This window comes from Pseudomonas sp. Ors-4-3C (genome assembly GCF_055755035.1).
In genome coordinates this window covers 694,582-708,112 of the sequence record NZ_CM146900.1, presented here as the reverse complement: position 1 = coordinate 708,112, position 13,531 = coordinate 694,582, and the positions used below count along the sequence as shown (strand labels likewise).

Below are 13,531 nucleotides of genomic sequence, written 5' to 3'. Positions count from 1 at the left end.
TCAGTCGCCATTGTTTTGGCGACTGAGTCGTCGAGTTATTTCAAAGCACCGGCAACGTCTTGTCCTTGATCACTTTGCTCGGCCCGTTGGCCTTGACGCTGGCGATACCTTTGGCGCACGCGGCGTCCGTGGAGTACGACTCGCTGCTGCCGATGATCTGATGGTTGGCGGCCTTGAGGTTGAAGTATGGGTGGCCATCCTTCGTCGATTTCTTCTCGTAGCGTTCATCCAGCGGGCTGTTGGTCTGCACCGAAGCAATGCCGTTGTCGACTGCCGCGCGAGTGGTGTAGAGCTCGCTGGTGAGAATGGTTTCAGCGTTGGCGGCCTTCAGTACAAACCTGAACTGGCCGTTGCTGCTTTTGCTCACTTCGTACCATCCGGACATGCTCGAATCTCCTTGGCGGTTGAGAGGTTTCGCGCCAGTGAGTAAAGACCAGCCCAGGATTTCTGTCGCCTGTGACGGCCTCTTCGCGAGCAAGCCCGCTCCCACAGTGGATCTCCACAGAGCACAGTCTCCAATGTGGGAGCGGGCTTGCTCGCGAAGGGGACGACCCGCAGTGGGCTATTTCACAACTGCTCGCACCACCGACAACTGCGGCTCCGTCACCCGCCGCTGACTCAGATACCGCGTGCAGCTCACCCGCAGGAACGAGGCAAAATTCACCACCTCCCCGCGATAGTCCATCACCTCTTCATACAGCTTGGCGATCAACTGGTTAGTGGTCATGCCATCGACTTCGGCGATTTCGCTGAGGATGTCCCAGAACTGGTTTTCCAGGCGCAATGTCGTCACCACGCCGCAGATGCGCAGCGAGCGCGAGCGGGATTCGTAGAGAATCGGGTCGGCCTTGACGTAGAGCTCGCACATCGGCGCATCCTCGTTACAGGGTGATTTGGGTGCCAAGCAGGCCGAGGAATCCGGACAGCCAGTTCGGATGCGCCGGCCACGCCGGAGCAGTCGCCAGATTGCCTTGAACGTGGCCGTCGGTCACCGGGATATCGATGAACGTGCCACCGGCCAGGCGTACTTCCGGCGCACAGGCCGGATAGGCGCTGCATTCGCGACCTTCCAGAACGCCCGCCGCCGCGAGCAACTGTGCGCCGTGGCACACAGCGGCAATCGGCTTGCCCGCCTTGTCGAATGCTCTTACCAGCGCCAGCACCTTTTCATTCAGGCGCAGGTATTCCGGCGCACGACCGCCGGGAATCAGCAGCGCGTCGTAATCGGCCTCGGCGACCTTGGCAAAGTCGAAGTTGAGGGCGAACAGGTGACCCGGTTTTTCGCTGTAGGTCTGGTCGCCTTCGAAGTCATGGATCGCGGTGCGCACGGTGCTACCGGATGGCTTGTCCGGGCACACTGCGTGGACGGTGTGACCGACCATTTGCAGGGCCTGGAACGGCACCATCACTTCGTAGTCTTCGACGTAATCGCCGACCAGCATCAGGATTTTTTTCGCGGCCATGGGGAGGACTCCTCTGGGAAAGGGCTTGCAGGAGTATTCAAGGTAGACCTTATCCGTTCGGGCGGGTAACAACCGGCTACTACGCCTCCCCGCCTTTGTGGCGAGGGAGCTTGCTCCCGCTGGGGCGCGAAGCGTCCCCTCGCTTTCCGTGAGTAAAGAATGCATTCAGGTTTGGCGCCTGCTGCGCAGGCGAGCGGGAGCAAGCTCCCTCGCCACAGGACTTATTCCAACTGTATGGATAACTCTGTGCCTAGCTGTAACAGCCCGATCCGCCCGGTTTATGGCTAGATGAAGCCACCTCCCTGTCACCTTCAATTCTGGTCACTCACATGTCCTCGCGCGAAAACACCGGCATGGCCCTCGGCCTGCTCGGGGTTGTGATTTTCAGCCTGACCCTGCCCTTCACCCGGATCGTGGTGCAGGAACTGCATCCGCTGCTCAACGGCCTCGGCCGGGCGCTGTTTGCGGCGATTCCGGCGGCGGCGCTGTTGTTATGGCGGCGCGAGAAGTGGCCGAGCTGGCAGCAGATCAAAGGCCTGAGCCTGGTGATCGCCGGGGTGATTCTGGGCTTTCCGGTGCTGTCGGCGTGGGCCATGCAGACCTTGCCGGCGTCCCATGGCGCACTGGTCAACGGTTTGCAGCCGCTGTGCGTGGCGCTGTATGCCGCCTGGCTGTCCCATGAGCGTCCGTCAAAAGCCTTCTGGGCCTGCGCCGCACTGGGCAGTGCGCTGGTGCTCGGTTATGCGCTTTACACCGGTGCCGGGAGCATTCAGGCCGGTGACTTGCTGATGCTCGGCGCGATTGCCGTGGGCGGTCTGGGGTATGCCGAGGGTGGCCGGTTGGCCAAGGAAATGGGCGGCTGGCAGGTGATCTGCTGGGCGCTGGTGCTATCGACGCCGCTGCTGATCGGGCCGGTGCTGTACCTGGCGCTGCAGCATCAGGGCGCGGTGTCGGCCAAGACCTGGTGGGCGTTTGGCTATGTGGCGCTGTTTTCGCAGTTTCTCGGTTTCTTCGCCTGGTACGCCGGGCTGGCGATGGGCGGGATCGCGCGGGTCAGTCAGATCCAGTTGCTGCAGATCTTCTTCACCATCGCGTTTTCGGCGCTGTTCTTTGGTGAACATGTCGAGCCGATCACCTGGGTGTTTGCCTGCGGGGTCATCGCAACGGTGATGCTCGGGCGCAAGACCGCCATCAAACCCCATGTGGGAGCGAGCCTGCTCGCGAAGGGGCCATAACAGCCAGCAGCATCCTTGGCTGGCAGTCCGCCTTCGCGAGCAGGCTCGCTCCCACAAGGTCAAGGTCAGGCCAGGTAACCGTCGGCGCGCAGCAGGGTTTCCAGACAGTGCTCGCTGATGTTGTAGAACGCCTTCAACTCAGCAATCTTCACCAGCAACTGAGCCGGGTCCACCGGCTCGGCGCGTTTCACCGCGAGAATCATCTTGTTCTTGTTGGTGTGTTCCAGCGAGATGAACTCGAACACTTTGGTCTCGTATCCACAGGCTTCGAGGAACAGCGCACGCAGGCTGTCGGTGACCATTTCCGCCTGTTGTCCCAGGTGCAGACCGTATTGCAGCATCGGTTTGAGCAGCGCCGGGCTCTGGATCTGCAGGCGAATCTGCTTGTGGCAGCACGGCGAGCACATGATGATCGACGCGCCGGAACGGATACCGGTGTGGATCGCGTAGTCGGTGGCGATGTCGCAGGCATGCAGGGCGATCATCACGTCCAGTTCGCTCGGCGCCACGCTGCGCACATCACCGCACTTGAACACCAGGCCCGGGTGCTGCAGTTTCGCCGCGGCGGCGTTGCACAGGTTGACCATCTCTTCACGCAGCTCGACGCCAGTGACTTCGCCTTCGGCCTTGAGCGTGTTGCGCAGGTAATCGTGAATCGCGAACGTCAGGTAGCCCTTGCCCGAACCGAAATCAGCAACCCGCACAGGTTTGTCCAGCGCCAGCGGTGACGAGGTCAGGGCGTGGCTGAAGACTTCGATGAATTTGTTGATCTGCTTCCACTTGCGCGACATCGCCGGGATCAGCTCGTGTTGCGCGTTGGTCACGCCCAGGTCCTTGAGGAACGGCCGGCTCAGGTCCAGAAAGCGGTTTTTCTCGCGGTTGTGCTCGGCGGACGGCGCCTCGCGCAATTGCTGAGGTTTGCTCTTGAACAGCGAAGACTTGCCCTTTTTGCTGTATTCGAGCTGGGCCTCGTCGGTCACGGTCAGCAAATGCGCATTCTTGAACGCCGCCGGCAACAGCTCGGCAATCACCGCCACGCCTTCGCTCAGCGGCAGATTCTTGGTGATGTCACGGGTCTTGTAGCGATAGACAAACGACAGGTTTGGCTGCGCCTTGACCGTCACTGCTTTGATGATGATCCGCTGCAGATCCGCCTCTTCACCCACGTACTTGGCCAGCACCAGTTTGATGAAGCCGTTGTGTTCGAGGCTGGTTTGCAGCAGCTCGATGAACTGGGCGTGATGGTCTGGCGCGGGTTTGGCAGACGGCGCGGATGGGGCGGTAACGGACATGAACAAGCGGCCTCGGGCGGGGCGAAACGGGAATGGCGGGTATTTTAGGGGGGATGGGGGTTGGGGACACGTTCTTATTTACCCAACGGCTTTAAAAGCGCCCTCACCCTAACCCTCTCCCGGAGGGAGAGGGGACTGATTGGGGGATATTGAAGAGGTTCACCGACTTGAAAGATTGCCTTTGAATCCATAATCGACTCGGTTTCTCAGGCCGATGTCGAGCGCAAGACATCTCGGTCGGCTCCCTCTCCCTCCGGGAGAGGGCTGGGGTGAGGGGCTTCTAGGCCAGCACCACCAACCGATTGGGCAATTCATTCCTCACCTGCGTCACCGGCACATGCACCTTGAGCAACTCCCCACAGGCCTCGATGCAGGTCACGAACCCCTCAAGCGTGCGCCCCTGCCGCACTTGCTCGGTGAACGCGGCGACAATCGCGTCCCAGCTTTTGTTGTCCAGCCGCCGGGAAATCCCCTCGTCCACCAGAATCTCCACGTAGCGTTCGGCCTCGCAGACAAAGATCAGCATGCCGGTGCTACCCACGGTGTGGTGCAGGTTCTGTTCGAGGAACTGGCGCCGCGCCAGGTTCGACGCACGCCAGTGGCGCACACGGCGCGGGATCAGGTGGGTGGTGACTTGCGGCAGACGAAACAGCAGGCACAGGACAATGAACAGCCCCCACTGCACCAGCAACAGGCTGTGCATGGTCAGCCAGCCGGTCAGGTAATGGACGATGCCCGGCACCAGCAACGCCAACAGGCTGGCCCACAGCAACGGGATGTACGCGTAGTCATCGGCGCGGGCCGCCAGCACGGTCACCAGTTCGGCGTCGGTGTCGCGCTCGACCCGGGCGATCGCCTCGGCGACTTTGCGTTGTTCGTGTTCGCTCAGTAATGCCATGTCGAAAAATGCCTGATCATTATTGTTGTGTGTTCACCAGCCGCCGGACGAACCACCGCCGCCGAAACTGCCCCCGCCGCCGCTGAAGCCCCCGCCTCCACCGCCGCCGCCAAATCCACCACCGCCGAAACCGCCCCCGCCTCCAGAGCCGCCACGGCCGGCGGGAAGGATACCGAGCATCTGGCAGACAAACACGGTCAGGATGAACAACACCACCAGAAAAACAAACAACAGCGGATGGCGCGAGACAAAATCGCTTTGCGGATCGCCGCTCGACTCGTACACCGTCGAGGGCTCGTCCAGCGGGTTGCCGCCCAGCACCACCAGCATCGCCGCCACGCCGTCACTGATGCCCTTGCTGAAATTGCCGGTCTTGAATGCCGGGGTGATCACTTGATGGATGATCACCGAGGTCTGCGCATCGGTCAGCCGATCTTCCAGCCCGTAACCGACTTCGATGCGCAGCTTGCGCTCATCACGGGCGACGATCAGCAGCGCGCCGTTGTTCTTGTCTTTCTGGCCGATGCCCCAGTGCCGGCCCAGTTGCACGCCGTAATCCTCGATGGTGGTGCCCTGCAGATCAGGCACCGTGACCACCACCAGTTGCTCGCCGGTCGCTTGCTCGTGAGCCTGCAATTGCTGGCTCAACTGGGTGCGCACCGAGGGCTCGATCATCTGCGCCTCGTCCACCACCCGCCCGCTCAGCGCCGGGAACGTCAACTCGGCCCGGGCGCTGACGGCGAACAGCCAGAGCATCAGCACCAGGCCAATCTTCAACACACGCATGGGCAACCTCGAATCAGAACTTCACTTCCGGGGCCTTTTCCGCACCGGGGGTGGTGGCTTCGAAGGTTTCGCGAATCGGCAGATCGCTGTACATCACGCTGTGCCAGAGGCGACCGGGAAATGTGCGGATCTCGGTGTTGTACTTCTGCACCGCCAGAATGAAATCGCGCCGCGCCACGGCGATCCGGTTTTCCGTGCCTTCGAGCTGCGATTGCAGGGCAAGGAAGTTCTGGTTGGCCTTGAGATCCGGGTAGCGCTCGGAGACCACCATCAATCGGCTGAGCGCACCGCTCAACTGATCCTGGGCCTGCTGGAACTGCTTGAGCTTTTCCGGGTTGTCGAGGGTGCTGGCATCGACCTGGATCGAAGTTGCCTTGGCCCGCGCCTCGACCACTGCCGTCAGGGTTGCTTCTTCATGCTTGGCATAGCCTCTGACGGTTTCCACCAGATTGGGAATCAGGTCGGCACGACGCTGGTACTGATTCTGTACCTGGCCCCAGGCCGCTTTCGCCTGTTCGTCGAGGGTCGGAATGTTGTTGATGCCGCACGCGGTCAACAGCGTTGCCATCAGCAGCAGCGTGGCGACCTGCAAACGCGAGCGGTAGGTTGGACTTACATTCATCAGACTGATGCTCCCTGGCGTATTCGTGAAAAGACCGACCGTGAAACCTTCTGCATCGGCGGTTGGGGCATAATCGGCGGCGCCACTGGATTGCAACGGGCCGATGGGCTAAAAAGAGGCCCTGCGCAAACGCTGCCGAAGGTCGGTGGGCGTTTTTGGCTCGGTCATTTTGAGCCTGCACCCGAACAACAATAGTCGCTCCCTAACTTTTGGCTGGCCGGCATTGCATTGCCGCTTGGGCCCTTGAGAAAAATATTCATGAAGAAGCTGTGTTTGCTGGGCCTGTTCGTCAGCCTGGCCAGTCATCAAGTATTGGCCGCCACGACCCCGGTACCCCTGGAAAACAAGGACGCGTTCATCAGCAATCTGATGAAACAAATGACCCTCGATGAAAAGATCGGCCAGTTGCGCCTGATCAGCATCGGCCCGGAAATGCCCCGCGAACTGATCCGCAAAGAGATCGCCGCCGGCAATATCGGCGGAACGTTCAACTCGATCACCCGCCCGGAAAACCGTCCGATGCAGGACGCGGCGATGCGCAGTCGCCTGAAGATTCCGATGTTTTTTGCGTACGACGTGATCCACGGTCACCGTACGATTTTCCCGATTCCGCTGGCCCTGGCATCGAGCTGGGACATGGACGCCATCGGTCGGTCCGGGCGCGTTGCCGCCAAAGAGGCTGCATCTGACAGCCTCGACATCACCTTCGCGCCGATGGTCGACATCTCCCGCGATCCGCGCTGGGGCCGCAGCTCCGAAGGCTTCGGTGAAGACACCTACCTGACCTCGCGCATCGCCAAAGTGATGGTCAAGGCCTACCAGGGCGACACGCCGAGTTCGGCCGACAGCATCATGGCCAGCGTCAAGCACTTCGCCCTGTATGGCGCGGTCGAGGGCGGTCGCGACTACAACGTCGTCGACATGAGCCCGGTGAAGATGTACCAGGACTATCTGCCACCGTACCGCGCGGCGATCGACGCCGGTGCCGGCGGGGTGATGGTGGCGTTGAACTCGATCAACGGCATCCCGGCCACCGCCAATACCTGGCTGATGAATGATCTGCTGCGCAAGGACTGGGGCTTCAAGGGCCTGGCCGTCAGCGACCACGGGGCGATCTTCGAGCTGATCAAGCACGGCGTGGCCGCCGATGGTCGCGAAGCGGCGAAGCTGGCGATCAAGGCCGGCATCGACATGAGCATGAACGACACCCTGTACGGCAAAGAGCTGCCGGGGCTGCTCAAGTCCGGCGAGATCGAACAGAAAGACATCGATAACGCGGTGCGCGAGGTGCTCGCCGCCAAGTACGACATGGGCCTGTTCAAGGACCCGTACCTGCGTATCGGCAAGGCCGAGGATGATCCGGCGGACACCTACGCCGACAGTCGTCTGCACCGCGCCGACGCGCGTGACGTCGCGCGTCGCAGCCTGGTGCTGCTGAAGAACCAGAACGACACGCTGCCGCTGAAGAAAACCGCGAAAGTCGCGCTGGTCGGCCCGCTGGCCAAGGCGCCGATCGACATAATGGGCAGCTGGGCTGCTGCGGGTAAACCGGCGCAATCGGTCACGCTGTTCGACGGCATGAGCTCGGTGATTGGCGACAAGGCCAACCTGATCTACGCCCGTGGCGCGAACATCACCAGCGACAAGAAGGTGCTGGATTACCTGAACTTCCTCAACTTCGACGCCCCGGAAGTGGTCGATGACCCACGCTCGGCCAACGTGTTGATCGACGAAGCGGTGAAGGCAGCCAAGGACGCTGACGTGATCGTCGCCGCCGTTGGCGAGTCCCGTGGCATGTCCCACGAATCCTCCAGCCGCACCGACCTGAACATCCCGGAAAACCAGCGCGAGCTGATCCGCGCACTGAAAGCTACCGGCAAACCGCTGGTACTGGTGCTGATGAACGGCCGTCCGCTGACCATTCTCGAAGAGAACCAGTCGGCTGATGCGATTCTGGAAACCTGGTTCAGCGGCACCGAGGGCGGCAACGCCATCGCTGATGTGCTGTTCGGCGACTACAACCCGTCGGGCAAACTGCCGGTGACCTTCCCGCGCTCCGTGGGCCAGATCCCGACCTACTACAACCACCTGAGCATTGGCCGGCCGTTCACACCGGGCAAACCGGGCAACTACACCTCGCAGTATTTCGATGACACCACCGGGCCGCTGTTCCCGTTCGGTTATGGCTTGAGCTACACCCAATTCGCCCTGAGCGACATGGCGCTGTCCTCGACCACGCTGAACAAGACCGGCAAGCTCGACGCCAGTGTCACCTTGAAAAACACCGGTCAGCGCGACGGCGAAACCGTGGTGCAGCTGTACATTCAGGACGTCACCGGCTCAATGATCCGCCCGGTGAAAGAACTGAAGAACTTCCAGAAAATCATGCTCAAGGCCGGCGAACAGAAAGTCGTGCACTTCACCATCACCGAGGATGACTTGAAGTTCTACAACGCCCAGCTCAAGTACGCAGCCGAGCCTGGCAAGTTCAACGTGCAAATCGGCCTGGATTCGCAGGATGTGACGCAGCAGAGCTTTGAGTTGCTGTAATTTTTCAGGCAACACATAAACCCTGTGGGAGGGGGCTTGCTCCCGAAGGCGGTGTATCAGCTACCTATATGCTGAATGACGCTCCGCCTTCGGGAGCAAGCCCCCTCCCACATTAGATTTCCGTAATTTTCGAAATTGGCGTTATCCACGCCGATCGAGAATGTTGACCACCACCCGATCCACCCAGCCCCAGATCCTCTGCTTCACCCGCCGCCACAACGGCCGGCGCTGCCACTCCTCCAGACTGACCTGCTGGCTGAGACCGAAATCCTTCTCGAAACTCTGCACCACCGCTGCCGTCAACGACGGATCCAGCGCCTCCAGATTCGCCTCCAGATTGAAGCGCAGGTTCCAGTGATCGAAGTTGCACGATCCGATACTCACCCACTCGTCCACCAACACCATTTTCAGATGCAGGAAGCACGGCTGGTATTCGAAGATCTGCACCCCGGCCTTGAGCAGGCGCGGGTAGTAGCGATGGCCGGCGTAACGCACCGACGGGTGATCGGTGCGCGGCCCGGTCAGCAGTAACCGGACGTCGACACCGCGAGCAGCAGCCTTGCGCAGCGAACGGCGGATGTTCCAGGTCGGCAGGAAATACGGGGTGGCCATCCAGATGCGTTTCTGCCCACTGTTCAGAGCACGAAACAGCGACTGCAGAATGTCACGATGCTGGCGCGCATCGGCGTAGGCCACACGGCCCATGCCCTCGCCCATGTCCGGCACCTTGGGCAGGCGTGGCAGGCCGACATGCGCCGACGGTTTCCAGGCCCGGCGATGGCGGTTGGCGATCCATTGGCGGTCGAACAATATCTGCCAGTCGAGCACCAGCGGGCCGCTGATTTCCACCATCACTTCATGCCATTCGCTGCTGTCCTGCTCCGGCGTCCAGAATTCATCGGTCGCACCGGTGCCGCCGACGAACGCCAGACGCTGGTCGACCAGCAACAGTTTGCGGTGATCGCGATAGAAGTTGCCGACCCAGCGCCGCCAGCTCAGGCGATTGTAAAAACGCAGCTCGACCCCGGCCTGAATCAGGCGCTGACGCAGGTGCAGGGTAAACGCAAGGCTGCCGTAGTCATCGAACAGGCAGCGCACCCGCACACCGCGCTCGGCGGCCTGCACCAGCGCCTGCACTACGGCTTCGGCACAGGCACCCGCCTCCACCAGATACAACTCCAGCTCGACCTGTTCCTCGGCGCGGGCAATCTCCACCAGCATGCGCGGGAAGAATTGCGGGCCGTCGATCAACAGTTCGAAGCGGTTGCCGTCCCGCCATGGGAACACCGCGCCGCGCATGTCAGCGCGCCGTGAAAATCAGCACCGCACCCACCGGCACCGACAGACTGATGGCCGACAGGCCGGCAAGGTTACGCAGGGTTTCCAGGCCCGGCACCAGGTCGAAATCCTCGGCGTTGATCACCAGCGGCTCCAGGGTCACCACTTGAAAACGCCGGTCATCGAGACGGGTGGCCAACAACTCTGCCGGGTATTCATGTTGCTTGCCGTGCAGGTTGACGGTCAGCGGCAAGCGCAATTCCAGTTGCGCGCCGGGGGCCAGATCGTTGATCGGGCGCAGGTCGATCCGGGTGCTGATGGTCGCTTCGGGGAATTGCTCGATCTGGAACAGTTCCTTGCGCATGCGCTCGTCGCGCAGCGGGATGCCGCTGTTGATCGACTCCAGTTCGACTTCAACCTCGGCCCGACCGCTGGGATCGACCTTGCCGTGCAACACCAGAAAGCGCTGCACTTCGGAAATGTGGGCGTTTTTCGTGCTGACAAACGATAGCCGCGACGACTCGCCATCCAGATACCAATTGGCCTGCGCCGGCAGCGCGGCGGCGGCCAGCAGCAGACTGGCGAAGGCTTTATAGAGGGAGCGGTTGAACATTGAATACTCGTGGGGGCGATAAACCTGCACGAACCTTAACCGCCCACGCCGTTATTGCAAACTGATCGCCGCAAATCCATCGATTGGTGAAACCTCCTGTGGAAGCTGGCTTGCTCGCGAAGGCGGTGAATCAGTCAACACAAATGCTGAATGGCACACCGTATTCGCGAGCAAGCCCGCTCCCACAGGGTTGTTCATTGACTGAAGGATCAAGGATTTCAAGGATTGAGGCGGCAGCCCTGCCGTTCACTCAACCACTGCGCACTATTGCTGCGGCCCATGCCGCTGACGGTGATGGTTTTGCTCGCGCTGTCATCGGTAAAGCGGCTGGTCGGCAGCCACTGTTTTACATAGCCGCGGCAATATTCGGCGTCGTTGTTCATCACATAACGACACGAACAATATTCCTTGGCGGTGTACGCGCTAATGATATCGGGGAAGGCCCACAGGTTGTCCCGCTCGAGCCAGATCCAGCAGAGGAGCACGATCAGCACCAGCAGCAGCGTCCGTTTCAACAGCTTCATGGCTGCACCGCCTTGAGCACGCGCTTGAGCAGTTCGTTATGGCGATAGCTGCCGTCGCGATCATCGGCGTAACGCACGATCACCAGTTTCTCGCTGGGGATCACATACAGTGCCTGCCCCCAATGTCCAAGGGCGGCGAAGGTGTCGGGCGGCGCGTCGGGCCACGGCGCGGCGGCAGCATCCACCGGGCGATTGAGCCACCATTGGCCGCCGGGCACCGCTTCGTCCTGATGCGCCTTGTAGCCGGCGAAGGGAGTGCGGTTGAAGGCGACCCAATCCTGGGGCAGCAATTGCCGGTCACCCCAACGTCCATCGCGCTGCATCAACAGGCCAACCCGCGCCAGATCCCGCGCCGTGAGATACGCGTAAGAAGAGGCGACAAACGTGCCGCCGGCATCGGTTTCCCACACGGCATGGCGGATGCCCAGCGGCTCGAACAGCGCCGTCCACGGATAGTCGGGATACCGCTGCGGGCCAACCATGTTTTTCAGCGCCGCCGCCAGCAGATTGCTGTCACCACTGGAGTAACGGAACGTCTGCCCCGGCGGCGCATAAGCGTCGTGATTGGCAGTGAACGCGGGCATGTCGCGGTGCCCACGGGTGTAGAGCATCGCTACCACCGAGGATTTCAGCGGCGCATATTCGTAGTCTTCCTGCCAGTCCAGCCCGGAAGCCCAATGCAGCAGATCCGCCACGGTGATCGCCGGGTGTTTTTCCAGCGCCGGATAAAACGTCGAGACCGGATCATCCAACTTGAACAGGCCTTCGCCATACGCCACGCCAAGCACCGTGGCCATCAGGCTTTTGCTGATCGACCAGGTCAGGTGCGGGGTCTCGGCACGGGTCGGGCCGGCGTAGCGTTCGTAGATCAACTGACCGTCGCGGATGATCAGCAAGGCGTCGGTGCGGATGCCTTGGCGGGTGGTGTCGTCGCGAGGCGGGAAGGCGTAAGTTTCCAATGCCTCGACCGCGGCGCCGCTGATTTTTGCGCCAGTCGGCCATTGTTCATCGGGCCATTGCCCGGCCTGAACCGTGAAGCTGATCAGCAGCAGAAACAGGGACAGGCCTTTGCACATGGTGAGGGCTCTTGGGGGAGAACCTGCTGAGGGTAGTCGGGGTTTATGACAGGGGTGTGGTGATTTTGCGGCCGCCTTCGCGAGCAAGCCCGCTCCCACAATTTGATCGCATTCCTGCTGAAGGAACTCGGTCAACCTGTGGGAGCGGGCTTGCTCGCGAAGGGGCCCGTCAGCCCACCGCCAAAGCTTTGGCCAAGCGCTTGGCCCTGGCTCCCGCCGCCAACTGCATCACCGACTGATCACGCTGCCACATCAACGCCCACTCCGGATTACCCTCGGCCAACGCCCGATCGATCTCGGGTTTGAACGCATCGAACTGCGCAAACAACCCACCCAACAGCACATGCCCGGCCGGGTTGTTCGGCGGCTGGCGACTCGCTTCCGCACACCCGCCCAGCAGCGCCAGCAAGCGCAACAGCAGCGGCTGCGACCAGCCGCTGTCCTGACCGACGCCATACAGCCACGCGGTCATCGCGCTCAACACGTAAACATCTTCCAGAGTGCGGAACGGCTTCACATAAGCATCCCAGCCGTCCCCCGCGAGCAACTCGCACAAGGCGCCGTCCAGATACAGACGACCGTGGCTGATGTCCGGCATCAGCGGCAGCGCCGGGAGTTTTTCCACGCGCACGCCGGGTTCGCCGGGATAGACCACCGCCAGACTCAGGCGCGGCGTTTCGCCGGGTTCGTCACTGCGCGCGGCGATCAATAGCCAATCCGCCGCATCCCCGGCGGTGACGAAATCCTTTTGTCCGTTGAGGCGCAAATCCGTCAGGCGCGTCTGCATGTCCGCCGGGCGCAAGCTGCGCTGTTCGGTCGCACACAACGCGCCAAGACTCGGCGGTGCGCTCGGCCAGAGCATGCGCAATGCCGCCTGATACCCCACCAGAAACGCCAGCCCCGGCGTCGCCATCCGCCGCCCTCCGGCCACCGCCAGTTCGAACGGCGTGACGCTGCCCAGTTGATGCAACAACGTGGCGAAACCTTCCGCCAGATCAGCGACGGCGGGCAGGCGTTCACGACTTTCGAGCAGGGTTGGCCAGGGCATAAGAGGCTCCTTGTGGGCTGTCATACAAGTATCACCAAACGTTCATGGCGATGACACCGGGGCTACATAGCCTGACTTTGCACAACATGGCTGCATAAAGAAAGTCGATCGGCTGCAACCCACGACGGGTTCAAGGCCCGTACGGA

14 protein-coding genes are annotated in these 13,531 nt (G+C 61.5%); 2 read left to right on the top strand and 12 right to left on the bottom strand.

Going from position 1 to position 13,531, the window contains the following annotated elements:
* Nucleotides 1–40: 40 nt before the first annotated feature.
* The 3 genes from ACVHNU_RS03280 to ACVHNU_RS03270 all read right to left on the bottom strand — a co-directional run bounded on the left by ACVHNU_RS03280 (nt 41) and on the right by ACVHNU_RS03270 (nt 1,463).
* The gene (locus ACVHNU_RS03280; RefSeq protein ID WP_003222469.1) at nt 41–385 is read right to left on the bottom strand and encodes a YegP family protein; all 345 of its coding nucleotides are present in this window, start codon (nt 383–385) and stop codon (nt 41–43) included.
* Nucleotides 386–562: 177 nt separating this feature from the next.
* Nucleotides 563–868 (bottom strand): ribbon-helix-helix domain-containing protein, encoded by a 306-nt coding sequence (locus ACVHNU_RS03275; protein ID WP_003222468.1) that lies wholly within the window; start codon nt 866–868, stop codon nt 563–565.
* A gap of 13 nt (nt 869–881) precedes the next feature.
* A complete protein-coding gene (locus ACVHNU_RS03270; protein WP_103485675.1) occupies nt 882–1,463 on the bottom strand; it encodes a DJ-1/PfpI family protein in 582 nt (193 codons plus the stop codon).
* Nucleotides 1,464–1,792: 329 nt separating this feature from the next.
* Between ACVHNU_RS03270 and ACVHNU_RS03265 the strand changes: the two genes are divergently transcribed.
* The gene (locus ACVHNU_RS03265; RefSeq protein WP_086792057.1) at nt 1,793–2,698 is read left to right on the top strand and encodes a DMT family transporter; all 906 of its coding nucleotides are present in this window, start codon (nt 1,793–1,795) and stop codon (nt 2,696–2,698) included.
* Between the two features lie 65 nt (nt 2,699–2,763).
* Here ACVHNU_RS03265 and ACVHNU_RS03260 read toward each other — a convergent pair whose 3' ends face one another.
* The 4 genes from ACVHNU_RS03260 to ACVHNU_RS03245 all read right to left on the bottom strand — a co-directional run bounded on the left by ACVHNU_RS03260 (nt 2,764) and on the right by ACVHNU_RS03245 (nt 6,296).
* Complete coding sequence (locus ACVHNU_RS03260) at nt 2,764–3,990, bottom strand: class I SAM-dependent methyltransferase (protein ID WP_473018996.1); 1,227 nt, start codon at nt 3,988–3,990, stop codon at nt 2,764–2,766.
* Nucleotides 3,991–4,270: 280 nt separating this feature from the next.
* Nucleotides 4,271–4,888 carry a TPM domain-containing protein gene (locus ACVHNU_RS03255; RefSeq protein ID WP_003222459.1) on the bottom strand — a complete coding sequence of 206 codons (618 nt, stop codon included), beginning with the start codon at nt 4,886–4,888 and terminating at the stop codon, nt 4,271–4,273.
* Nucleotides 4,889–4,921: 33 nt separating this feature from the next.
* Nucleotides 4,922–5,674: a TPM domain-containing protein gene (locus ACVHNU_RS03250; RefSeq protein WP_473018995.1), complete on the bottom strand. Its 753-nt coding sequence runs from the start codon at nt 5,672–5,674 to the stop codon at nt 4,922–4,924.
* Nucleotides 5,675–5,687: 13 nt separating this feature from the next.
* Complete coding sequence (locus ACVHNU_RS03245) at nt 5,688–6,296, bottom strand: LemA family protein (RefSeq protein ID WP_003222455.1); 609 nt, start codon at nt 6,294–6,296, stop codon at nt 5,688–5,690.
* Nucleotides 6,297–6,554: 258 nt separating this feature from the next.
* Here ACVHNU_RS03245 and bglX point away from each other — a divergent pair, with 258 nt between their 5' ends.
* Nucleotides 6,555–8,846: a beta-glucosidase BglX gene (gene bglX / locus ACVHNU_RS03240; protein ID WP_473018994.1), complete on the top strand. Its 2,292-nt coding sequence runs from the start codon at nt 6,555–6,557 to the stop codon at nt 8,844–8,846.
* Between the two features lie 141 nt (nt 8,847–8,987).
* Here bglX and ACVHNU_RS03235 read toward each other — a convergent pair whose 3' ends face one another.
* From ACVHNU_RS03235 to ACVHNU_RS03215, 5 genes are all read right to left on the bottom strand, one after another.
* Nucleotides 8,988–10,145 (bottom strand): phospholipase D-like domain-containing protein, encoded by a 1,158-nt coding sequence (locus tag ACVHNU_RS03235; RefSeq protein ID WP_003222452.1) that lies wholly within the window; start codon nt 10,143–10,145, stop codon nt 8,988–8,990.
* A 1-nt stretch (nt 10,146) separates the two neighbouring features.
* Nucleotides 10,147–10,737, bottom strand: a complete 591-nt coding sequence (locus ACVHNU_RS03230) for a YceI family protein (protein ID WP_103485669.1) — start codon at nt 10,735–10,737, stop codon at nt 10,147–10,149.
* Between the two features lie 218 nt (nt 10,738–10,955).
* Nucleotides 10,956–11,261 carry an amidase gene (locus ACVHNU_RS03225; RefSeq protein WP_262141269.1) on the bottom strand — a complete coding sequence of 102 codons (306 nt, stop codon included), beginning with the start codon at nt 11,259–11,261 and terminating at the stop codon, nt 10,956–10,958.
* Nucleotides 11,258–12,337: a serine hydrolase domain-containing protein gene (locus ACVHNU_RS03220; RefSeq protein ID WP_473018993.1), complete on the bottom strand. Its 1,080-nt coding sequence runs from the start codon at nt 12,335–12,337 to the stop codon at nt 11,258–11,260. The genes ACVHNU_RS03225 and ACVHNU_RS03220 overlap by 4 nt, the downstream gene beginning before the upstream one ends.
* 169 nt (nt 12,338–12,506) lie before the next feature.
* Nucleotides 12,507–13,385, bottom strand: coding sequence for an acyl-CoA dehydrogenase middle domain-containing protein (locus tag ACVHNU_RS03215; RefSeq protein ID WP_473018992.1), 879 nt, complete (start codon nt 13,383–13,385; stop codon nt 12,507–12,509).
* Nucleotides 13,386–13,531 lie beyond the last annotated feature (146 nt).